We start from the raw sequence: 19,529 nt of genomic DNA on the forward strand, positions 1-19,529 counted from the left end.
GAGGCGTTTAGACACATCAGCGGGTCGCCATGGACCGGCCAGGGCGGCGCTGCAGGCGATCTCAGGCCTCCCCGGCTGATCAGCTGCACGTCGGTCAGGCCGGGCATTGCACAGATCCGAGACGCTAAAGATTAGCTACACTGCGCGACAGCGGGCCTAACCAGGGACCCGCCGGATACGTCACTGTGACGTATCCATAGCGGGAAACGTGAGAGAACCGGTAGGGGAGTCCACCACTTCCGGACTACGGCTTGCGGGCGATACCGCCGATCATCAACCGCTCATCCAGAGACAGCAGATCAGGCAGGATGCCGGTCGGTCGCCACTTCGGCAGCGGCACCAATCCCGGTTCCACCAACTCGAAGCTGCCGAAGAAACGCAGAATCTCCGCACGGGTGCGGAACCGGCCGGTGCCGAGGAACTGCAGAAAGGTTTCCTCGAGCTCCCGGGCTTCCGGGCCCAAGTCGCAGCAGTGCGTGATGAACAGCCAGGTGCCGGGCAACGAGTCGATCGGCTTCGTAGTTGTCCTTACCACCCAGCACGGCGTCGTAGGCGCGCGCGATACTCGGCTGCGAAGTGTCGACCCTGACCGGCTTCCCCTCGGTGTGCGACACCGTGTGATCCCCTCAATTCCTCGTCGTGGCTGCACATCTCGCCAACCAGCCTAGACGCGACGGGCGCGGCGCAGTCGGTGTACGCAGACCGGCGTCGGCGATAACCGCGAGTTCAGGAAGGCTGTTCGGCCTCGGCCTGCCGTGTCGCGGCGCGCTCACGGGCGCCGACAATGCCGTAGAGCACGAGATCTTCCAGCGACGCCGCGAATCCGTCGAGATCGTCGATATCGCGAATACACATGGCGAACAACGCGGCCCCGGCCACGGTGTCCAGCACGGTATTGGGATCCAGTCCCGCCCGGCCCGGGGCGGCGTTCTCCCGCAGATACCCGGTCAGCTCTTCGCGGGTAGGGGTGTCGAGCCGGGCCGACAATTTCCGGTACAGGCTCGGGTCCTCGCGCATCTCGGCCATCAGCCCGGGCATGGCGGCCCGGGTCTCGGCCGAACCGAACAGCTGGATGGTCCCGCGAATCACCTTGCGGACCTCCGAAAGCAGGTCGGGCGCAACCTTTTCCGAGCCGACGTCCGGGAACACCGCCTGGGCGATGAGGTGCGCCTTGGAGGGCCAGCGCCGGTAGATCGAGGGCCTGCTCACCCCCGCGCGGGCGGCGATCGCATCGATGGAGGTGGCGGCATACCCCTGTTCGACGAGCAGCTCGCGGGCGGCGTCGAGCACGGCGCGGTCCACCGCGGGGTCGCGGTGCGGGCCCAGCCGGTGGCGTGCGGTCACGAAATCCGTCCTTGTCGGTCGGGTCAGGAGTCGTTACAGTCTGTCACATCTAAGTCGTTACATCGTGTAACTGCTGTGGACTCGAGGAGGAGTCGTGTCAGCTGCCCCGCACGCCGCACCCGCCGATACCTATCGGCCGGTACCGCTACTGCAGGACAAGGTCATCGTGGTCTCGGGCGTCGGCCCCGGCCTGGGCCACTCGTTGACCATCGAAGCAGCCCGCATGGGCGCGAACCTGGTGCTGGCCAGCCGCACCGAAAAGCGCCTCGAGAAAGTTGCCGAGGAAGTCCGCGCACTCGGCCGCACCGCCCTGGTGGCACCCACCGATATCACCGACGAAACCCAGCGCCAAGCCCTCGTCGAACGCACCCTCGAAGAATTCGGGCAGGTCGACTGCCTGATCAACAATGCCTTCGCCATCCCGCCCATGTACCCGATCACCCAGATCAACCTGGACGCGCTGCGCACCGTCAACGAAACCAACGTCTTTGCCCCGCTCCGGCTTTCGGCACTTTTCGCCGATGCCCTGGAACGCTCGCGCGGCTCGGTCATCATGCTCAACTCGTGCGTGTCCTACAGTTCGCAGCCCGAATACTCCGGCTACAAACTCTCCAAGGGCACTCTCCAGCATCTGGCGTCCTCACTGGCGACCGAACTGGGCCCGCGCGGCATCCGCGTCAACAGCGTCGCACCCTCGTATGTGTACGAAGACATCAACAAGGCCTACTTCGACTGGCTCGCCAGCCAGGCCGGTGTCACCCACGAGGACATCTACCAGCAGAAGGCCGAACCCACCGACCTCAAACGCCTCGCCGGGCCCGACGAGGTCGCCCGCGCCACCCTGTTCCTGGCCAGCGACCTCGCCACCGCGGTCACCGGCCAGATGCTCACCGTCGACTGCGGCGAATTCCACCGATGACCACAGGAGAACCCATGAAGAAGCGAATCGTGCTGTGGGGGACCGGCGTCGTCGGCTCGATGGTGCTGACGGAAATCCTGAACCACCCGCACTTCGAACTCGTCGGCGTCGGCGTGAGCAACCCCGACAAGGTCGGCAAGGATGCCGGCGAGCTGTGCGGCGCCGCGAAAACCGGTGTGCTGGCCACCGATTCGGTGAACAAGCTGATCGCACTGCGCCCGGACGCCGTCGTGCACTACGGGCCCACCGCCGCCCTGGCCGATGAGAACATCCGGGTCATCGGAAGCTTCCTGCGCGCCGGTATCGACGTGTGCTCGACCTCCATGACGCCGTGGGTGTGGCCGGCCATGGACAAGCTGCCCGATGTGTGGCGCGATCCGATCACGCAGGCGTGCGCCGAGGGCGGAGCGTCCTGCTTCACCACCGGTATCGATCCCGGCTTCGCCAATGACCTGTTCCCGCTGACGCTCATGGGCCTGTGCGGTGAAGTGCAGTCGGTGCGCGCCTCGGAGTTGCTCGATTACACCGACTACGAAGGCGATTACGAGCTGGAGATGGGCATCGGCCACCCGCCGGAGTTCACGGCCATGCTCGAGCATCCGGACATTCTGATCATGGCGTGGGGTGCGACCGTGCCGATGATCGCCGCAGCCGCCGGTATCGAACTCGACGACATCACGACCACCTGGGAGAAGTGGGTGACACCCGATGACCGTGAGTCGGCCAAGGGAATCATCAAGGCGGGCACCGTCGCTGCCATCCGCTTCAGCATCAACGGTATCTACAAGGGCCGTGAGGTGATCACCCTCGAGCACGTCAATCGCATCGGCCTGGACGCGGCGCCCGACTGGCCCGCCGGTACCCGCGACGATGTCTATCGGGTTGACATAATCGGTTCCCCGTCGATTTCCCAGGAAACCTCGTTCCGGTTCACCGACGGTTCCGGTCGCACGCCGGCGGTGGCGGGCTGCCTGTCCACCGGTCTGCGCGCACTCAATGCGGTACCGGCGGTCAATGAGCTGCCGCCGGGTTGGGTGACCGCGCTGGATCTGCCGCTGATCCCGGGCAAGGGCACTATTCGCTGAATCGTCGCCAGCGCCAAGGACTTCCCGACCTACCCTCAATACGTCACAGTGACGTATTGAGGGTAGGCGCCAGGCCATGGGGGAGCAGGGACCGAGAGGGCCTGGACGTCCCGAATCGCGCCTTTCGTCCGATTTCGGAAATTTTCCGGTGAATCCAGATTTAGCCGAAAGAATATTTCCGGCAACGGGTTTCGCTACAAAGCGCCGTCACGCAAGGCGGCAACAGCGAAACCTGAGTGACGACCGAGGCGAGGGCGGGCAGTCGCCGAAACCTGCCGAGAACGCCGAATGCGCATGTCGCACAGCAACATTCCCGGCTCCAGCCAACCCCGTAAAAGTACCGATAATCTACACTATGTAAAGTTACGGCAATTACCGTCGTCCGATGACATGCGAGCTCCCATTGTCCTTCTCCACGACAATGCGAGACAGATCGCCGGGCTCAGCCGGATCGAACCACACCGTCACTTCGTCGCCGACCGCGATGGGTCGTGCCCGAAGCTGCAGAGCCTTGGGCGTCACCCACCGGTCCACCCCTGCCGCATCGACGAACTGGACGGTAATCGTCGCCAGCTTCGGCGACGGCGTATGCGCGAAACCGGCCAGCCCGTTATCGGTGACAATCCCGGTCACCTTGATACTGCTTGTCCGGACCGCCACCGCAGCAGCTCGTCGGCGAGCGCGAACGACAGGCAGGATCAGCAGTCCGGCCACAGCAAGGGCCGTGACCGACAGCAGCCCGCCGCCAACCCATTTCACCACTACCCCGCTACTGACGACCAGAATCGAACCCGCGACGAAACTGGTGCAGGCGAGGTAATCGATCGGCCCCACCGCAGTGCGCGGCCGCCCGCTTACCGCCGTATGCGTGAGCCACGCGGTGGTGGCGAGCATTCCGAGGAATACCAGTGGCAGCGGCGGGATCAGCCCCAGCAGCCACATCGGTTCGGTGGCAATACGAGTGCCCGAGAAAGCCATCAGTCCCGCACCGGCGGTACCCATCAGGAGGACTACACCCTGCTTGGTCAGCGACGGCCCCGAACGATCAGGAAGCCGCACTCGGGAGCCCGGAGGAACTGTGCTCATCTCCCCCATCCTGGCAGGTTCACTTGTGCCAGTAATTCTCCGGGCCCGCCTGTTTGACGGCGGCACTGGCAGCGGCGTCGAGCCAGTCGGTGATGCTCTTGTCCTGGGTCAGGTTGATGTACAGCGCGGTCGACTCGTACACGTAGCGGTACTGATGCGAACTCCAGCCGCTGCGGGTGGCATAACCGGAATTGCCGTCACACACCGACGAACCGGTCCCGGATTTCGGGCACCAGATCGCCCAGTCCTGGTTCTGGCCCTTGATGGCGCTGTACAGGTTGTCCGCATCGGCGACGGCCGGCAAGGCGACCACATCGATCGACACCAGGATGTGCTCGTCCCGGTCGATGTAGGAACCGGCGATCATGTGCTCGCAATTGTAGGAATTGAGAACTGATTTCACGTTCCTGGACATATCCGGGGTGATGCAGTCGTTCACGCCTGCTGCCCGCATCGTGTACTCGACATTCTTCGAATCGCGGAAGCTCTCCGGCAGCAGCGCATCGGAGCTGAACGGTGTCTTGTCGGTGACCGCCGAATTCAGGGTGCCCCAATCGAAGACGGGCGTGGTCGTCGGCGGCGTGTACGAGTAACTGCTGGTGCTGTACGGATTCGAGTAGGTCGTATAGGCATCGGTGCTGTCGTTGGGGTCGTTCGTTTTGAACGCGGCGAAGCCGATGAGGGCGATCACTCCGATGCAGGCGGTGATCGCAGCCAGGATTCCTGCGACCTTGCTACCGGAGGCGGGAGGGTGCGCGGGTCTGCCGTCGGAGAACGGGGTGGTGAGCAGCGGTGTAGCAGGTGCCCCTACATGATCGGTATGCCAGGCGGGAGGTGTTCGTGGAACAGCTGTTTCGGGGACGGCATTCTCGACGGTTTCCTCGGCCGGGGATATCGCGGCCACCACGGTCGCCTCTTGATCGCCCTGCGGTGCGGGTAGGTCGATGAGCGCGAGCGCGTCGGGGCGGTAGGCCCCGCCGTCCGGAGTCAGGAATGCGGCCTTCAGCCCCGCCAGCCATTCCCCGGCGGACGGACGCGCGTGCGGGGCAATCGAACCGGAGAACGCCCGGTCGACCAGTGCCCGCAGTGCCGGGTCCAGCTCGGCCGGGATACCGGAGGGCAGTTGCCGTTCCCCGGTAGCGACCTTCGGCGCGGCCTGGGACAGGAACAGCCCCCGATAGATGAGACCGGCAAGAGTGAGGCGGTCACCATCCCCCTGCGCGGGCCGTAGCCCGTCACAGTCGATGAGGTGCGCGTGTGGCTGGGACCGGTTCCACGCCACGTTCTGCTCGGACAGTCCGCCGTGCGCCAGGTCCCGTTCCTCGAGTACCACGAAGAGGTCGCATATCCGGATCAGCACGCCCACACGGAAATACGCGGCAGGTCTCTCGAGCACCAGTTGATCGAAGGTGAGCGGCATTCCGTCCGGCTGCAGGAATTCGGCCGGGATCAGGGGCGTGATCACCCCGATCAGGGCGCGTTCCTGCAGCACCAGATCGATGGGCCAGTTGATCGAGGCGGCCGCCCATTCCTCCGACCCGGGCTGTCGTTCCACGGCGAGCACGATCTCCCGCCCGAAAAGCACTGCCCTAGAGGCACATCCGATCACCTCCGCATCGGTCAGGGGCACACCGTACTGCTTGTAGACCCGCTCCCGCCCCGACCGATCCCGGCACCCGTAGCTACTCCCCTGCCCGGCACCGATCGTTTCCAATGCCACGTCGTACACCTCACCGGATTCCCCGGTCACCGAAACCTGCAGCACGCCCCGTCCCCTCCTCCGCGGCACCCCTGCACCGCCCTGCTACGGCGAATCGACTGTGCCACAACCGACAACAGGGCACAAAACGGACGACTCCCCGTCACCGCCCCACGCATTCATGATCACCAGGAACTGAGGGCGCATTCCACTCGGCCGATGCCGCCCTCAGTTCCTGCTGATCAACCGTTCAAAGCCGACGACTCGCATCCTTTGGCGGGTGCAGCGCGGGGTGGGAGTTCTAACGCGGCGGTATCTGCCGCGAAGGGCGCGGCGGGGCATATATAGCGCATGACTGAGATGCTTTCCCACTGCCAGGCACGTCGCCGCGAGCGGTGACCAGCGGCGAGACGGGATCAGTAGCCGAGGGCCGAGGCTGTGGTGGCGGCCATTGCTGCGGTGCCGGCGGGGTTGGGGTGGAAGGGTGAGGTGGTGGTGGCGGGGATCAGTGGTTCCACCCAGCGCTCGCCCGGGGATTGACACATGTCGTGACCGCTGATCGCGGTGGCGTCGACAGCGATTGCACCATGTTCGGCTGCGACAGTGCGGAATGCCAAGTGGGCCTGGCATTCCGGAGACCCCGCCGCGCGCGAGTACCGAGGTCGGCAGCGATCAGCCGTGCAGCATCATGCGGCCGAGGGTTTCTGGGGCCAGGCCACGTCGACGACCAGTCCGAAGTGGTCACTGGCATGGATACCGGTCAGCGGCTCATGGAAGGCGAGGTCCGTGCGCAGGATTCGGCCCGCTCCGCCCGGCCGCAGGAATGGGTCGCCGATGAAGACATAGTCGATGCGCTGAGGCGGGACGTTCAAGGCGCGAGCCTGCGGGTTGGTCAGCGGGTCGTAGGTATTGCCGGGTTCGGTGGGGCGCAGGGTCGACCAGGAATCGACGTAGGAGGTGCTGCGGCCTTCGATGACGGCATTCGCATTGAGGAAGCGCATCTCGTCCGAGAGCGGCTTGGCATTGAAGTCACCACACAGGACAGCCGGCAGTGGCGTATCGGGATTGCGGCGCGCCCGAATCGCGTCATCGATTGCCAGTACCTGCTGCACCCGCAGATAGGCCTGCGCGGGTGGCGGGGCCAGATGTGTACTGAAGGCGTCGATTCCGGCGGTGTGCGCGTAGAGCAGCTCGCTCTGGATCCGCCAGGAGGGATGCGGGTCGGGCGGGGCAGGATCCAGGGGCAGCGGCAGCACTTCGTGCCGGTCGATGGGCCAGCGGCTGAGAATGGCGGAGCCGAAGCGCAGTGAGCGGTCGGCCCAGGCGTCCTCAGGGAAGGAGTAACCGCCGAAGCACCAGTGCCAGCGCCCGGCTGGGGCATGCTCGACGAGCCAGCCGGCGGTATTGGTGCCGGTCCCGCTCTCCCACACTTCCTGCAGGCAGACCAGGTCCGGGTCGAGGCGGTCGAACCAGGCGAGGATCTCCTCGCGCCGCCGATCCCAGTGCGGTTCCAGCAGTGAGCCGATATTGAGTTGCACGATCCGCAGGACGTCGGATTCGGGCATGTCCACCTCGCATTCCGTACCGGCCCAACGATATCCGCGAGCCTGCCAACTGTAACGTGTTCTACTCTGACCGGGTGGCTGTCACATACGAGAACACCAAGCGCGAAGTCCGCACCGATCAGGGCGTGATCCGCTACCACGAAGCCGGCGACGGACCGCCCCTGCTCCTGCTGCACGGATCCGGCATCGGAGTGACGGGGTGGCGCAATTATCGCGGAAACCTCGCCGTCTTCGCCGAACACTTCCACTGCTACGTACTGGAATTCCCCGGCTTCGGCGTCAGCGATCCCGTCGAGCGCGGCGGGCATCCGGTGCTCACCGCCGGGGATGCCGTCATCCGATTCATGGATGCACTCGGCATCGAATCCGCGCCCATGATCGGCAATTCCATGGGCGGCGTGGTGGCGGTCAATGTCGCCATCAAACATCCCGCACGCGTCGAGAAGGTCATCTCCATCGGCGGCGTCGGTGCGAGCATCTTCAGCGCCAACCCCAGCGAAGGCACCCGCCTGCTGCAGGAATTCGCCGACAGCCCCAGCCGGGAAGGGCTGCTGCGCTGGCTCAACTGCATGGTCTACGCCCCCGAGACCGTCACCGACGATATTGTCGAGGAACGCTGGGCGGTCGCCAATCAGCCCGATTCACACCAGACCCTCGAAGCCATGTACGGCTCGGAATCCTTTGCGCTGCAACAGCAATTCCTCGCCAACTCCCCCACCCCGCCCTACTGGTCCATGCTGCACAAGGTCCAATGCCCGACCCTGCTGACTTGGGGCGGCGACGATCGGCAATGCCCGCCCGATATGGCCATGATCCCACTGCGGCTCATCCCGGAGGCCGAACTGCACGTGTTCCCCAAGTGCGGTCACTGGGTGATGATCGAAGCCAAGCAGGCCTTCGAACGCGTCAGCCTCGAATTCCTGCAGCGCTGAAGCGGTTCGGGAGGTGTGCCGCAGCCCGGCGGCACACGCTGCCTTCGCCCGGCCCGCACCTCGCGGTTGTGCCAAGCTGTGCGCATGTCCGAGCGTGCGGTGACTTCACCGAATATGACTGATCAGGGGCACATTCCGTCCGTGCTGCGGTTCAGCACCGAGCTCATCGCCTGGATCGCCGCACCCTGGGCGGTAGCGGACAGATCGTCCGTGCTGCTGGCGCTCATCGTTTTCGTGGTGCTCCTCGGACTGCCGACAGTCTTCGGCACCGTCGGGGACAAGAAGCAGGTGATGGTGGCATCACCGGGCTGGGTGACCATCGCACTGGTGGTCCTGCTGATCGCCGCCGCCGTATGGGGCGCCTGGCTGGTGTGGCCCGTCTGGGCGGCCATCCTGGTCTCCGTGCTGGCGGCAGCCGCCGTCATCGCCGAGATTCCGCGCTGGCGCTGGCTCCTGGGGGCGTAGAGCTACCAGACCAGGGAGACATCGCGGACTCGGACCCGGCCGAAGAAGCGTTTACCGATAGCCGGACCGTCATGGTTATAGCTGTTCATGATGTCCGCCAATTCCTCCGCGAGGGCCTGGAGCGCGGGACTGACAAGCCCCGCGGAATCCCAGCCCCAATCCTGCGGCACATCCTCGATGGTGATGACGATGCTGCTCTCCCCCGGCAATGCCGCGACCACATAGCCGATCCCGGCGGCAGCGTCCCGGATCGGATCGGTCACCGCCGGCTCGCCCGGCCGCGCCGGTTCGGTGAAAACCACTCGCGCAAAGGCGATATCGGCGCGGATCAGATCCGCGACCTCCGAGAGATCCGCATGCCTGGCGGCACGGTTGTACCGCGCGCCATAGATGCGCTCATCGGCCGCCACCCGGACCGACTTGGCGAGAATGCGATCGAGCATCCGCTGGGCGGCCGCCCGTTCCTCGGCACCTGTCGCAGGGTGATCGATCAGTGCGCGCAGCCGGGCAATTCGAGACAGCATCGTCCACTCCGCTCAGCGTGCGAAAACCGTCGCCTGACAAGCGGTCAGGAGCTCGGTCAGCTCCTGCGCCGCACTCGAATCCAGCACCGCGAACGACGGGGCGATGAGATCCTCGGTAATCGTCTCGGCCTGCATCCAGCGGCCCTTCAATTCCGCGGTGATCTCCTCGAACGGTTCCGGCCAGCCGAAATGCCGCGCCTGCTCCGGACCGGTCGTCCGCGCCGAACCGGCGATGAGCACCGCCTGCTGCGGAGTCAGACCGCTGGCCCGCACCCCGATCAAATGCAGACCACCACGCAGCTCACGCAGCACATGGATCAGTTGCAGCACCCGGCCGGGCGCATCATCGGCATGCGATAGCGCCCGCCAACCGGCGAAGAGCGGAACCCCGGCCGGATCAGCCGCATCCACCACCGGCTGCAACAACTCGGCCAGGCGCTCGGCCTGATCGAAGTTCGCCAGCTTGCGGCGGCCGAAGTCCTGGCAGGCAGCCAGATAGCCCGCCGCACCCTTCGCGGCAGGCATCGCCGCCGTGGACTCCCAGGCCGCGCGAATCGCCTCGGCACGGAAGAAACCGAATGCGGCCGCCACGACATCGGCGTCCACATCGCCCAGGACACCTCCGCGGCCCCGCGTATAACCGGGCATGAATCCCTCCACACCGGTGGAGGCGGAGAACGCCTTCGCCTCCCGGGAGAACATGAACCCCCCACCGATCTGCTGGACCTGATCCTTCACCGCGGACGCAACCGACATGTCCGTTCCTCTCTGAGCGGAAAGCGCAATCCACCCGAGACTATTTCACTGCTCGATCGGCACCGTCCAGGGGCCTGCTCCCCCGCCTTCCGGAGCCGAATTATTCGCAGTCGCAGTATCTTTCACCACACGGTCCGAGATCGACTGGTGCTCAACACACCTCGGCGCACACCCAGACCTGAACGTAGGCCCAGTTCCATGCGCTAACCTTCAATCGGTGCTAGGACATTCACATGCAACTAGTGGCGCGCTCGCCTGGTCAGCAGCCGCCGCAGCATTACCGCTCACCGTTTTGACCTATCCCGCAATAGAATCCGGGCAGATCAGGCCCGTCGACCTGGTGATGGGCACCTTCCTCACCGCAGGCGCGGCGCTGCTGCCCGACGCCGACCACCCCAACGGCACCATCTCCCATGTGCTGGGCCCGGTTTCACACGCCGCCTGCAAGGTGATCTCGAAAGTGTCCGGCGGACACCGGCATGCGACGCACTCCTTCGCGTTCGTCGCCGCCATCACCTACGGCACCTGGGCCGGTGAACACTGGCTCGGCCGCTACTTCACGCTCGGGCTGGTCTTCTTCCTGCTCGCGCTCGCCATCCGGGCGCTGAACCTCGCGCCCACCGGTGACGGTGCCAAAGCCTGGGTCACCGTCGTAATCCTGGCCACCTGCGGCACATTCGCCATCGACCACTGGATCAGCGACAAACCCCTCTGGCTGCCCTTCTCCGTCGGCCTGGGCTCCTTCGCGCACCTGGTTGGGGACTGCCTCACCGATCGCGGCTGCCGACTGCTGTGGCCGCTGCAGATCCGCACCCGGATCCCCATCATCGAGCGCACCGGCAACAAGATGGAGACGTTCGTCCTCGTACCGATCTTCGCACTCGGCACCATGGCTCTGCTCTGGTACACCATCACCCATCAACCGTGATCACTCCCCAAGGGTGACAAGGGAATTCCGGGGGCCGCGCCCCCGGAACCCGCCGCATTTCCGGGACGTTCCGCCCACCCTGGGCGGAACCCGGCCGCACAGTCCTGACGTGCTCGTATGATCCGTTGGTCAGGTGTACGAAACCGATGGAGGCGGAATGAGCGATCGCGAAGAACTCGACTGGGAACTGTTCGGCGACGCCAGCCGGGAGCTGGCACAGCAAATCGCCGACGACGGCTTCGAACCCGACCTGATCCTGTCCATCGCGCGCGGCGGACTCTTCGTCGCCGGATCGCTCGGCTACGCCCTCGACGTGAAGAACCTGCACGTCATGAACGTCGAGTTCTATACCGGCGTAGACCAGCGCCTCGACCTGCCCGTCATGCTGCCGCCCGTACCCAATGCCGTCGACCTCACCGGCGCGACCGTGCTCGTCGCCGACGACGTCGCCGATACCGGCGCGACGCTCAAGCTGGTCCGCGACTTCTGCAAAGACCATGTCGCAGAGGTACGTTGCGCGGTCATCTATGAAAAGCCGCGCTCCGAGGTGAACTGCGAATACGTGTGGAAGCACACCGATCGATGGATCAACTTCCCGTGGTCAGTGCAACCGCCCGTCGTCAAACGCGCGGTGCGCGTACTCGACGCCTGACCCCCCGGCACAGCAACGCGCCGGGTTCGAATCATCGAACCCGGCGCGTTCTCGTTCTACTGGGAAGAAGCGTCAGACCAGTTCGGCGGACAGAATGGTGACGGCATCCACCGGCACATCCTGGTGGCCGGACTTGGAGCCGGTACGCACGCCCTCGATCGAGTCCACGACGGGAATGCCGTCGACAACCTTGCCGAACACGGTGTAGCCGAAACCATCCTGGCCCGGGTAGTTCAGGAAGTCGTTATTGCTGGAGTTGATGAAGAACTGCGCACTGGCCGAATGCGGATCGCTGGTGCGAGCCATGGCAACGGTGTACTTCTCGTTGCGCAGGCCGTTACTCGCCTCGTTCTCCACCTTGTTCGGCGCCGGCTTCTGCTTCATATCGGCGGTCATTCCGCCGCCCTGCACCATGAAACCGCGGATCACCCGGTGGAACACGGTATCGGTGTAGTGGCCCGCCTTGACGTAGTCGACGAAGTTCGCGACGGTCTTCGGCGCCTTGGCCTCGTCGAGTTCCAGGGTGATATCCCCGGCGGAGGTCTTCAGGAGCACTGTGGTCATGTCGCCCATCGTATGGGAGCCCGAAACCGGGCGACCGCCCGGCATCCCAGCGGCCCTTCCCTATCTATGCGGAAAGGGTGATTGATGTGGGACAAGACGTTTCGCGGTAGGTGACTTCACGGAGCTTTCGCAAAAGCAAGTACATGCATAGATGCGCATATTTCAATTATCTAATTGCACTACCTTCGGCGGAGCCGCGCCGGCCTCACACCTCGTACAGCTCTAGCGGCAGATTGTCCGGATCGGCGAAGAATCCGAACCGCTTCCCCGTGTACTCATCAACCCGCACCTCCTCCACCCGAACGCCCTGAGCTGCCAATTCCGCCAGGGCCTCCCCCACATCCGCCACCACGAAGGCCAGGTGCCGCAGGCCGGCCGCCTCGGGCCGCGAAGGCCGCGGCGGCGAATCCGGGAACGAGAACAACTCCAGCTGCCCACCATCCGGAAGCGCGAGATCCAGCTTGTACGAACGCCTTTCCGCCCGATAGTGCTCGGCCAGCACCCGCAGGCCGAGCACCTCGGTATAGAACGCCTTCGACTTCTCGTAATCCGACGCGATCACCGCGACATGATGGATTCGCTGCAGCTCCACGTGCCAGACGTTAGCCCACCGCACCGACATTCAGCCGCAACCCAGGCACCCCTCTCCTTCTTGAGGCTGCTTTTTCTAACGGGCGGTTCTACTGGCGACTTCCTGCGACACACCGGGGTGTCACATGCATAGATGCGCATATTTCCATGTTCACATGAAATACATCCGGCTACTCGGTCCTGAATTGCTGCAGCGACGTGTGGCGTTCCCCCAGCTCGCGAAGGCGGATTGCGCGAGCGCCGCCGCGGCCGCAGCCATGGCCCTCCCCCGAATCGAAAGGCATCGATGGTTACCGACAGCTCGCGTGGCGAGGTTGTAGTGTCGGAACGGATGCGTTCAGGGATGTAAATGAACCTACGGACCGAGGGATACGCCATGTCTTATGCCGTGGATTTCACCGATGTCTCGACCGTCGGACTGCAATCGTCGCCGGTCGCGGACGCGCTCGCCGGCCTTCGGGCGAACGAGGCCCGGTACTTCAAGAACAAGTACGACCACGTCTTCACGGTGGAGCCAGCGGGCAAAGCCCAATCGACCATCGACTGGGTCCATAACATCCTGGAGAAGGAGCGTGGCATCGTGATCGCCTCGCCCCCGCTCGAGGCAACGGCCTTCCAGGTCCAGAACATCAAGATGGCCTACGTCTTCTACGAGAGCGGCCTGTCGATCAACGTGATGTACACGATCGACGACGGTGGGAAACGCGCGGTGGGGTTCAAGCTCTCCGACGGGATGGAAGTCCCCGAGGAGCTCTCGGCGTTCAAGTTCGCGCGGCAGAAGTCGAAGCTGGCCGGAACGATTCGCGGCTCCTACTTCGTGATCAAGAACGAATACTGACGCCCGGCTATCCCGCGAGCGCCGAGGCCGCAGCCGCCAGCAACATCCCGCGATACGAGCCGCCGAACAGCACCACATGCACCAGCAGCGGATGCAGTTGATGCAGCGGAATGCGTTGCCGCCAACCCGAAGCCAGGGGTGCGGACTCCCGATAGGCGGCGAGAATCAGCTCGAGGTGCGGGGCGCCGAACAGGGCGAGCATGGCCAGATCGGTCTCCCGATGCCCGCCGTGCCCGGCCGGATCGATGAGCAGCGCACGCTGCCCGGACCAGTGCACATTGCCCGACCACAGGTCACCGTGAATACGACTCGGCGGTTCCGGCGGGCCCGACAGATGGCCGATGCGCTGCATGACCCGTTCGATCAGCCGAATGCCGTCCCGGCCCAGGTATTGCGCCGCGGCCGGGAGGTACGGAGCCAGCCGCCGCTCGGCGTACCAGCTCCCCCACTCCCCCGCACTCGGCGAATTGTCCAGCGGCAGTGTGGCAATGAAGCCGGGCCAGGGTGCGCCGTAGGTGGCCGGCGACGTGGCGTGCAGTTCGGCCAGAGCGCGCCCGAACTGTGCGGCGGCGGCCGGTGACGCGGATTCCGGCGCCAGCCACGGCAACACGAGCATGCGATCGTCATCAGCGATCACCGGCGGGACGATCGCCGCGTCAGCTTCGGCGAGCCAGCGCAGACCGGCCGCTTCCGCCGCGAACACTCCCCCGGGCACGAACAACTCAGCGTCCGAATCGAGTCGATCCGCCGAGGGTTCGGCATCGTCCGGCGCCGCTTTGACGAATACCGAACGGCCGTCGGCCAACTCGCCTCTGTACAGGGTCCAGGCATGCTGCCGTCCAAGGCTGGCCAATCGGTCGACCGGCACACCGGTGAGTTCGCACAGGCGCGCGGCGACGTCCATGAATACACATTGTGTCGGATTTCGACTCAGGTGGTACTGGCTCGAGCGGCCAGAATCGCCATGAGCGGCAGATCGGTGGGTTGTGACCACAGAGGCCGAATCGGTCGTGACGAGTCTGTGGCTGGCGGGCGACCGATGGCGGAGTCGATCTCGCACGTCGGCCCGGCGAGGTTCACCGGGCGCGGCGGCCGGTGCGGTGCGGACATCGAATTACGAGCACAGGCCGCCTGTTGTTCCTAGGAGTCGGCGCGGATGGCGATGCGTTCGCGCAGGAGGGCTGCGGTGACCGCGTCGGCGGGGAAGAAGGCTTCGATCGCCAACTCGGCCACGGTCACGTTCATGGGTGTGCCGAATACCGTGGTGACGCTGATGAATGCGAGTTCGTGGCCGTCGTAGCGGTAGCGCATCGGGACAACGGCCTGGTCCGGGTCCGGTAGTCCGGGGGATTCCTCGCCGCCGGGGTAGCCGCGCAATTCTTGGAGGAGCGCGATCAATTCGGGTGCGCCGCTGACATCGATCTGCCGTTGCAGTCGCTCGAAGAGGTGGCCGCGCCATTCGGCGAGGTTGATGATGCGGCTTGCCAGACCGTCCGGATGCAGGCTCAGGCGCAGCACATTGACGGGCGCCTCCAGTAGCCGCGGGTCGGCGCCTTCCAGGAACAGTGCGATGCCCGCATTGGCGTCGACCATGTTCCAGCCGGCGTCGACGGCCAGCGCCGGATGCGGTTCGTGCCCGGCGAGAATCTGCCGGATGGCGCTGCGCACCGGTTCCATGGCGGGGGTATCCAATTCGGGTTCGGCGTAGACGGGTGCGTAGCCGGCGGCGAGCAGCATCCGATTGCGTTCCCGCAGCGGGATCTCCAGCTCATCGGACAGGTGCAGGATCATCTGCCGGCTCGGCGTGGCTCGACCCGTCTCGATGAAGCTGAGATGCCGGGTGGAGGTCTCCGCCCGCCCAGCCAGTTCGAGCTGGCTGAGCCGTCGCGTGACTCGCCAATGCCGTAGGAGGTCGCCGGCAGTCTGTGTACGCATGCGTTGATCGTACGAATCTGCGGCACCGCAAACCATTACCCGTCAGGTAATGCCCTGCGACGCCTGTTCGCACACGATGCATCGGACGCATGGAACCGGTTGCCGCAGCACCGCTTCCGAGCCGCAGCCGGCGCCCGATGCCAGTCCGCATTGGTCATGTATGCACGACGCGGCGGGACGCGTCGCCGAGAACGGACCGCATCGGGTTGGGCCGACCTTGCTGAACTGTGTGCGGCGAAACCGGTCTGAGCAGTCAGGGATCGGCGGTTGGCGACAGATTTTGACGTGGCGCGGGGGTTTGTGACCGCGTAGGCCGGAATTTCGGCTGCTGGAATCTCGAGGTGCCCCTTACTTCAGTGGCCGGGGCGGTGGGTGGCGAAGTCGGCGAGGGTGATCGGGGGGTGGCCGCCGTACTGCTGGATGGTGGGGGTCACCTGGTAGAGCCCGGTGCCTTCGCCCAACAGGCGGAAGATCTCCCAGAGTTTGGTGAGGTGTTCGGCGGCGTGCGGGCTGCCGTAGACATCCAGGGCCCAGCGGCGCCAGGTTTCCGGGTCGGTATCGCGGTAGGTGCGGCCGAGGGTATGGGCTGCGGCGCCGATGGATTGGACGTCGCCGGTGAGAAGTAGGACCGGGTCGGCTTTGATGTCGAGGTCGCTGAGCAGGCCCGCGGCCACGCGGGCGACATCGCTCGCGGCGACGAGCGGTAATTCGGTGTGCGCCGGGCCCATGGGCAGGGTGAGAGCGGCGGGGTCCCCGGTGTCGGCGATGCGGGCGAGGTTTTCGTAGAAGACGGCCGCGCGCAAGTGGATTGCGCCGACCTCCGCCCAATCGAGGAGTTGTTCGGCCACCCAGTGCTGGCGCATGCGCGGGGTGAGCGCCTGCGGTCCGGCGGCGAGCTGGGAGACGGCGACAACACGCTCGATCCGGGCTTCACGGGCACAGACCGCGAAAGCGCCTGCGGCATCGAGGAGTCCGTCGATTACAGGATAGGTGAAGTACGCGGCCCGCACACCGTCCATGGCAGCGCGGGTGAAGGCGATCTCGCGGAGGTCCCCGACCAGGACGTTCGCGCCGAGTGCCCGTAGCACCATGGCACGTTCGTCATCGGTATGGACGAGAGCACGCACGGGGATGCCGCGCCCGAGGAGTTGCGCTGTGAGGTGCCGCCCGGTCGATCCCTGCCGTCCCCCGGCGGCACCGGTGACGAGTACCGGTTCCATCATCCAACGGTACGGCCCAGGCCATTGCGCCACAGCCCGTTTCACCCCCCGTCGCGAGATCCATCAGCATGCCGCGCGTGGCGACCTTCGATGAGCGCTGCACGAGCCGGCGGAGCGTCGCACGGTCTATCGGAGAGCTCGTATCCGCGCTCGGGCCGACCGACGAGCTGATGCAGCCGAAGGCACTCCGTGCAACCAGGCCGGTGAGCGCCATTCACATAGCGGCGGTCCGCAAAACCGTCCCATCGCCGAGTGGGCTCTGGTGGAGGATTTTCTCGGCGTTTCCCGCCACCAGAGCCCACTCGATGTCGTTCGCTTGTGCGTTGGCGGCGCACCGCTTGGGGTGTGGTTTGCCCGTTATGCCGTGACGGGTGGTTCCTCGAGGGTTGCGGGGGCGGCCAGGAAGGTGAGCCGGCTGGGGTGGCGGGGGTCGAGCACGATGGCTTGGTCTTTGATGTGGCGGGAGACAACCGGGGTGAGGAAGTAGCGAGGCCAGCTGGTTCGGGCTACGGCTACCCGGAGGCGGTGGCCCTCGTGCAGGACTGCCTCCGTGGGGGTGATGTCTATGTCGAGATCGTGGGGGGTGCCGGGTTGGACGGGGAGGACGGTGTCGGCGGTCAAAGGATGGTCTGCGGTGAGGAGTTGGCCGTCGACGTAGTGGCTGGTGCTGTCGTGCACGGCGCGGCGGCTGGAGCGCAGGGCGCCGCGGGCGATGACCGCGGAGGAACCGTCCGGGGAGACATCGCAGATCGTGACTGCCCAGAAGGCGTCCGTACCACTGGTGACTACCCGCAGATGCAGGTTGAGCGGACCCGAGAGCAGCAGATCCTCCGGCAGCGGCGCACTGGTGAAGGCGACGGCCGCGGCCTCGTGCGCGCGATCGTCGACGGCCCAGTCGCGTCCGAGCAGGGTCGGCAGGCCCATCAGGATCCAGCTGCTGGTCTGGGAGGTGATGCCGGGTCGCTTGCGCGGCATGCGGATTCGGCCGGGGTAGCGGTCAGGTGTGTCGGTCAGGGAGCCGTCGTCGGCGGCGTGTGATGCCGCGCCGCTGGCATCGGCGGACAGGTACCACTGGTGGACGCGGGCGTCGGGGTGCGGGAAGGTGTCGCGACTGACCCAGCCGCCGCCGAGCTGTCGGACGGTGACGGGCCCGTATTCGTCTATCCCGTTGTCGATGCCTTTGACCCAGCGGTCGAAGAAGGCGCATTGCAGTTCGTCGAGGCGTTGCGGGTGGTCGGCGGAGCCGAATCCGGTGCCGGGGCCGACGTGATAGCTGTCCTCGACGACGAGTTGTGCTGCGCCGGCGGGCAGTCGGAGCCGCTGGTGCAGGGCGGGCGCGGAGCGCACGAAGACGTCGTGCCAGCCGGCGTGGATCCAGGTGGCGGCGGTGAAGTTCTCCAGCCGAGGTCGCCGGTCGGTGGCTTCGTCATCGTAGAAGTGCTGGTGGTGTTGATCGGACAGCAGTGCTCCGGCGACATCGGGCAGCCGGGTGAAAGGGCTGGCGAGGCGGTCGCGCAGAAACTGGCCGACGGCACCGGTTTTCACCAGTCCGGGGACCGAGGGCAGCCATTTGGTGCCGTTGACGGCGGCGATCCAGGCCAGATTGAAGGTGGACTGGGTGCCGCCGGTGAGCATGATGTCGCGGGTCGGGTCTTCCGAACCGACCAGGGCGAAGACCGCTTTCAGGCCTTCGGGCCGGTGTCCGGCGGTTTGCAGGGCGGTGATGGCGAGGTAGGAGATGCCGGTCATGGCGAGGTCGCCATTGCACCAGGGCTGATTGCGCACCCACTCCAGGACCTCGAGGTGGTCACGCTGTTCCCGCGCGGACATGAGTTCGAGTCGCCCGGTGGAGGTTCCGGTGCCGCGCACATCGACCGCGACATGGATGTAGCCGCGGGCGATCAGGGTTCGGTTGGCGCGTATCGATTCCAGCGCACCGCCGCCGAGCGCACGCAGCATTTCCCGGCCGCCCGCACGCCCGTGTGCGGACGGCGGGACCGCCCGGTACACCAGGGGCCCGAGCGCCGAGACCAGGTTGATCAGCGGGTTGGCACGGGTCATCAGGGTCTTGTTGTACGGGCTCAGGGTGATGACCGCCGGGAGTTCCTCGGTGACCACAGTGCCGTGCCGATCGGCGGGCCGGGTGATGTCGGCGGACAGAATTGTCCCGTCGCTCAAGCGGATTCCGATCCCCCGATCCACGTGAATGCGGGGATGAATGGCCGGCCCGAGCTTGAAGCGTGCGTTCGGGGGCAGTGTGGCGCCGCGTGCGCCTATCGCGGCCGAAGCGGAGGCGGATTCCTGCGAAGGCGACATGTTCGGCTCCTTTGCCGAGGCGGCTCGCCAGCACGCGAGCCCGGTGTCTCAGACGGTAAGGGTTTTCTGCGGCGCTGTCACTACGGCAGCGAGTCCGAATTCCGGCAGGC

20 protein-coding genes and 1 pseudogene are annotated in these 19,529 nt (G+C 65.6%); 7 read left to right on the plus strand and 14 right to left on the minus strand.

The features are described 5' to 3' along the window. Nucleotides 1-244 precede the first annotated feature (244 nt). The 3 genes and pseudogenes from JWN03_RS20485 to JWN03_RS20490 all read right to left on the minus strand — a co-directional run bounded on the left by JWN03_RS20485 (nucleotide 245) and on the right by JWN03_RS20490 (nucleotide 1,344). Complete coding sequence (locus tag JWN03_RS20485; protein WP_297617285.1) at nucleotides 245-535, minus strand: SAM-dependent methyltransferase; 291 nt, start codon at nucleotides 533-535, stop codon at nucleotides 245-247. A 1-nt stretch (nucleotide 536) separates the two neighbouring features. Continuing rightward, nucleotides 537-614: pseudogene (locus JWN03_RS45535) on the minus strand (hypothetical protein); the annotation flags it as partial. Nucleotides 615-726: 112 nt separating this feature from the next. After that, complete coding sequence (locus JWN03_RS20490) at nucleotides 727-1,344, minus strand: TetR/AcrR family transcriptional regulator (protein WP_297617288.1); 618 nt, start codon at nucleotides 1,342-1,344, stop codon at nucleotides 727-729. Between the two features lie 94 nt (nucleotides 1,345-1,438). Between JWN03_RS20490 and JWN03_RS20495 the strand changes: the two genes are divergently transcribed. Together JWN03_RS20495 and JWN03_RS20500 are read left to right on the plus strand one after the other, a co-directional pair. Then, nucleotides 1,439-2,263 (plus strand): SDR family oxidoreductase, encoded by an 825-nt coding sequence (locus JWN03_RS20495; RefSeq protein ID WP_297617291.1) that lies wholly within the window; start codon nucleotides 1,439-1,441, stop codon nucleotides 2,261-2,263. Nucleotides 2,264-2,277: 14 nt separating this feature from the next. Next, nucleotides 2,278-3,348 (plus strand): NAD(P)H-dependent amine dehydrogenase family protein, encoded by a 1,071-nt coding sequence (locus tag JWN03_RS20500; protein ID WP_297617293.1) that lies wholly within the window; start codon nucleotides 2,278-2,280, stop codon nucleotides 3,346-3,348. Between the two features lie 372 nt (nucleotides 3,349-3,720). Here the strand turns inward: JWN03_RS20500 and JWN03_RS20505 are convergent, their stop codons facing one another. From JWN03_RS20505 to JWN03_RS20515, 3 genes are all read right to left on the minus strand, one after another. Further along, on the minus strand, nucleotides 3,721-4,434 hold the full coding sequence (locus tag JWN03_RS20505) for a hypothetical protein (RefSeq protein ID WP_297617296.1): 714 nt from the start codon (nucleotides 4,432-4,434) through the stop codon (nucleotides 3,721-3,723). Nucleotides 4,435-4,453: 19 nt separating this feature from the next. Next, nucleotides 4,454-6,199 (minus strand): hypothetical protein, encoded by a 1,746-nt coding sequence (locus JWN03_RS20510; RefSeq protein ID WP_297617298.1) that lies wholly within the window; start codon nucleotides 6,197-6,199, stop codon nucleotides 4,454-4,456. A 620-nt stretch (nucleotides 6,200-6,819) separates the two neighbouring features. Continuing rightward, entirely contained in the window at nucleotides 6,820-7,698 is an 879-nt protein-coding gene (locus JWN03_RS20515) for an endonuclease/exonuclease/phosphatase family protein (RefSeq protein WP_297617301.1), read from the minus strand. Between the two features lie 74 nt (nucleotides 7,699-7,772). Here JWN03_RS20515 and JWN03_RS20520 point away from each other — a divergent pair, with 74 nt between their 5' ends. Both JWN03_RS20520 and JWN03_RS20525 read left to right on the plus strand, forming a co-directional pair. Further along, nucleotides 7,773-8,630 (plus strand): alpha/beta fold hydrolase, encoded by an 858-nt coding sequence (locus tag JWN03_RS20520; protein WP_297617304.1) that lies wholly within the window; start codon nucleotides 7,773-7,775, stop codon nucleotides 8,628-8,630. Between the two features lie 84 nt (nucleotides 8,631-8,714). Beyond that, nucleotides 8,715-9,095, plus strand: a complete 381-nt coding sequence (locus tag JWN03_RS20525) for a hypothetical protein (protein WP_297617307.1) — start codon at nucleotides 8,715-8,717, stop codon at nucleotides 9,093-9,095. A gap of 2 nt (nucleotides 9,096-9,097) precedes the next feature. On the opposite strand, the gene JWN03_RS20530 is transcribed toward JWN03_RS20525, so the two are convergent. Together JWN03_RS20530 and JWN03_RS20535 are read right to left on the minus strand one after the other, a co-directional pair. Beyond that, the gene (locus JWN03_RS20530) at nucleotides 9,098-9,619 is read right to left on the minus strand and encodes a hypothetical protein (RefSeq protein ID WP_297617310.1); all 522 of its coding nucleotides are present in this window, start codon (nucleotides 9,617-9,619) and stop codon (nucleotides 9,098-9,100) included. Nucleotides 9,620-9,631: 12 nt separating this feature from the next. Then, nucleotides 9,632-10,375, minus strand: coding sequence for an SCO6745 family protein (locus JWN03_RS20535; protein WP_297617313.1), 744 nt, complete (start codon nucleotides 10,373-10,375; stop codon nucleotides 9,632-9,634). A 217-nt stretch (nucleotides 10,376-10,592) separates the two neighbouring features. Here JWN03_RS20535 and JWN03_RS20540 point away from each other — a divergent pair, with 217 nt between their 5' ends. Both JWN03_RS20540 and JWN03_RS20545 read left to right on the plus strand, forming a co-directional pair. Next, nucleotides 10,593-11,303 (plus strand): metal-dependent hydrolase, encoded by a 711-nt coding sequence (locus JWN03_RS20540; protein ID WP_297617316.1) that lies wholly within the window; start codon nucleotides 10,593-10,595, stop codon nucleotides 11,301-11,303. 157 nt (nucleotides 11,304-11,460) lie between these two features. Further along, a complete protein-coding gene (locus JWN03_RS20545; protein WP_297617319.1) occupies nucleotides 11,461-11,955 on the plus strand; it encodes a phosphoribosyltransferase in 495 nt (164 codons plus the stop codon). 72 nt (nucleotides 11,956-12,027) lie between these two features. Here JWN03_RS20545 and JWN03_RS20550 read toward each other — a convergent pair whose 3' ends face one another. Both JWN03_RS20550 and gloA2 read right to left on the minus strand, forming a co-directional pair. Further along, a complete protein-coding gene (locus JWN03_RS20550; RefSeq protein ID WP_297617322.1) occupies nucleotides 12,028-12,519 on the minus strand; it encodes a peptidylprolyl isomerase in 492 nt (163 codons plus the stop codon). Nucleotides 12,520-12,724: 205 nt separating this feature from the next. Then, entirely contained in the window at nucleotides 12,725-13,111 is a 387-nt protein-coding gene (gene gloA2 / locus JWN03_RS20555; protein WP_297617325.1) for an SMU1112c/YaeR family gloxylase I-like metalloprotein, read from the minus strand. Nucleotides 13,112-13,486: 375 nt separating this feature from the next. On the opposite strand from gloA2, the gene JWN03_RS20560 reads away from it, so the two are divergent. Then, nucleotides 13,487-13,948, plus strand: a complete 462-nt coding sequence (locus JWN03_RS20560; RefSeq protein WP_297617593.1) for a phage tail protein — start codon at nucleotides 13,487-13,489, stop codon at nucleotides 13,946-13,948. A gap of 7 nt (nucleotides 13,949-13,955) precedes the next feature. Here JWN03_RS20560 and JWN03_RS20565 read toward each other — a convergent pair whose 3' ends face one another. The 4 genes from JWN03_RS20565 to JWN03_RS20580 form a co-directional block, all read right to left on the minus strand. Next, nucleotides 13,956-14,852 (minus strand): fructosamine kinase family protein, encoded by an 897-nt coding sequence (locus JWN03_RS20565; RefSeq protein WP_297617328.1) that lies wholly within the window; start codon nucleotides 14,850-14,852, stop codon nucleotides 13,956-13,958. Between the two features lie 236 nt (nucleotides 14,853-15,088). Beyond that, nucleotides 15,089-15,883 carry a helix-turn-helix domain-containing protein gene (locus tag JWN03_RS20570; RefSeq protein WP_297617331.1) on the minus strand — a complete coding sequence of 265 codons (795 nt, stop codon included), beginning with the start codon at nucleotides 15,881-15,883 and terminating at the stop codon, nucleotides 15,089-15,091. A 353-nt stretch (nucleotides 15,884-16,236) separates the two neighbouring features. Continuing rightward, a complete protein-coding gene (locus JWN03_RS20575) occupies nucleotides 16,237-17,103 on the minus strand; it encodes an NAD(P)H-binding protein (RefSeq protein WP_297617334.1) in 867 nt (288 codons plus the stop codon). A 357-nt stretch (nucleotides 17,104-17,460) separates the two neighbouring features. Beyond that, nucleotides 17,461-19,419 carry a CocE/NonD family hydrolase gene (locus JWN03_RS20580; RefSeq protein WP_297617337.1) on the minus strand — a complete coding sequence of 653 codons (1,959 nt, stop codon included), beginning with the start codon at nucleotides 19,417-19,419 and terminating at the stop codon, nucleotides 17,461-17,463. Nucleotides 19,420-19,529: the final 110 nt, after the last annotated feature.

The sequence above is a fragment of the Nocardia sp. genome (assembly GCF_025465275.1).
GTDB lineage: Bacteria > Actinomycetota > Actinomycetes > Mycobacteriales > Mycobacteriaceae > Nocardia.

Bases quoted from the DNA above. Each gene is read 5' to 3' on its own strand.
- JWN03_RS20560 (WP_297617593.1), top strand. From the start codon at position 13,487: ATGTCTTATGCCGTGGATTTCACCGATGTCTCGACCGTCGGACTGCAA.
- JWN03_RS20500 (WP_297617293.1), top strand. From the start codon at position 2,278: ATGAAGAAGCGAATCGTGCTGTGGGGGACCGGCGTCGTCGGCTCGATG.
- JWN03_RS20525 (WP_297617307.1), top strand. From the start codon at position 8,715: ATGTCCGAGCGTGCGGTGACTTCACCGAATATGACTGATCAGGGGCAC.
- JWN03_RS20530 (WP_297617310.1), bottom strand. From the start codon at position 9,619: ATGCTGTCTCGAATTGCCCGGCTGCGCGCACTGATCGATCACCCTGCG.
- JWN03_RS20565 (WP_297617328.1), bottom strand. From the start codon at position 14,852: ATGGACGTCGCCGCGCGCCTGTGCGAACTCACCGGTGTGCCGGTCGAC.
- JWN03_RS20575 (WP_297617334.1), bottom strand. From the start codon at position 17,103: ATGGAACCGGTACTCGTCACCGGTGCCGCCGGGGGACGGCAGGGATCG.
- JWN03_RS20580 (WP_297617337.1), bottom strand. From the start codon at position 19,419: ATGTCGCCTTCGCAGGAATCCGCCTCCGCTTCGGCCGCGATAGGCGCA.
- JWN03_RS20535 (WP_297617313.1), bottom strand. From the start codon at position 10,375: ATGTCGGTTGCGTCCGCGGTGAAGGATCAGGTCCAGCAGATCGGTGGG.
- JWN03_RS20545 (WP_297617319.1), top strand. From the start codon at position 11,461: ATGAGCGATCGCGAAGAACTCGACTGGGAACTGTTCGGCGACGCCAGC.
- JWN03_RS20570 (WP_297617331.1), bottom strand. From the start codon at position 15,883: ATGCGTACACAGACTGCCGGCGACCTCCTACGGCATTGGCGAGTCACG.
- JWN03_RS20550 (WP_297617322.1), bottom strand. From the start codon at position 12,519: ATGACCACAGTGCTCCTGAAGACCTCCGCCGGGGATATCACCCTGGAA.
- JWN03_RS20515 (WP_297617301.1), bottom strand. From the start codon at position 7,698: ATGCCCGAATCCGACGTCCTGCGGATCGTGCAACTCAATATCGGCTCA.
- JWN03_RS20505 (WP_297617296.1), bottom strand. From the start codon at position 4,434: ATGAGCACAGTTCCTCCGGGCTCCCGAGTGCGGCTTCCTGATCGTTCG.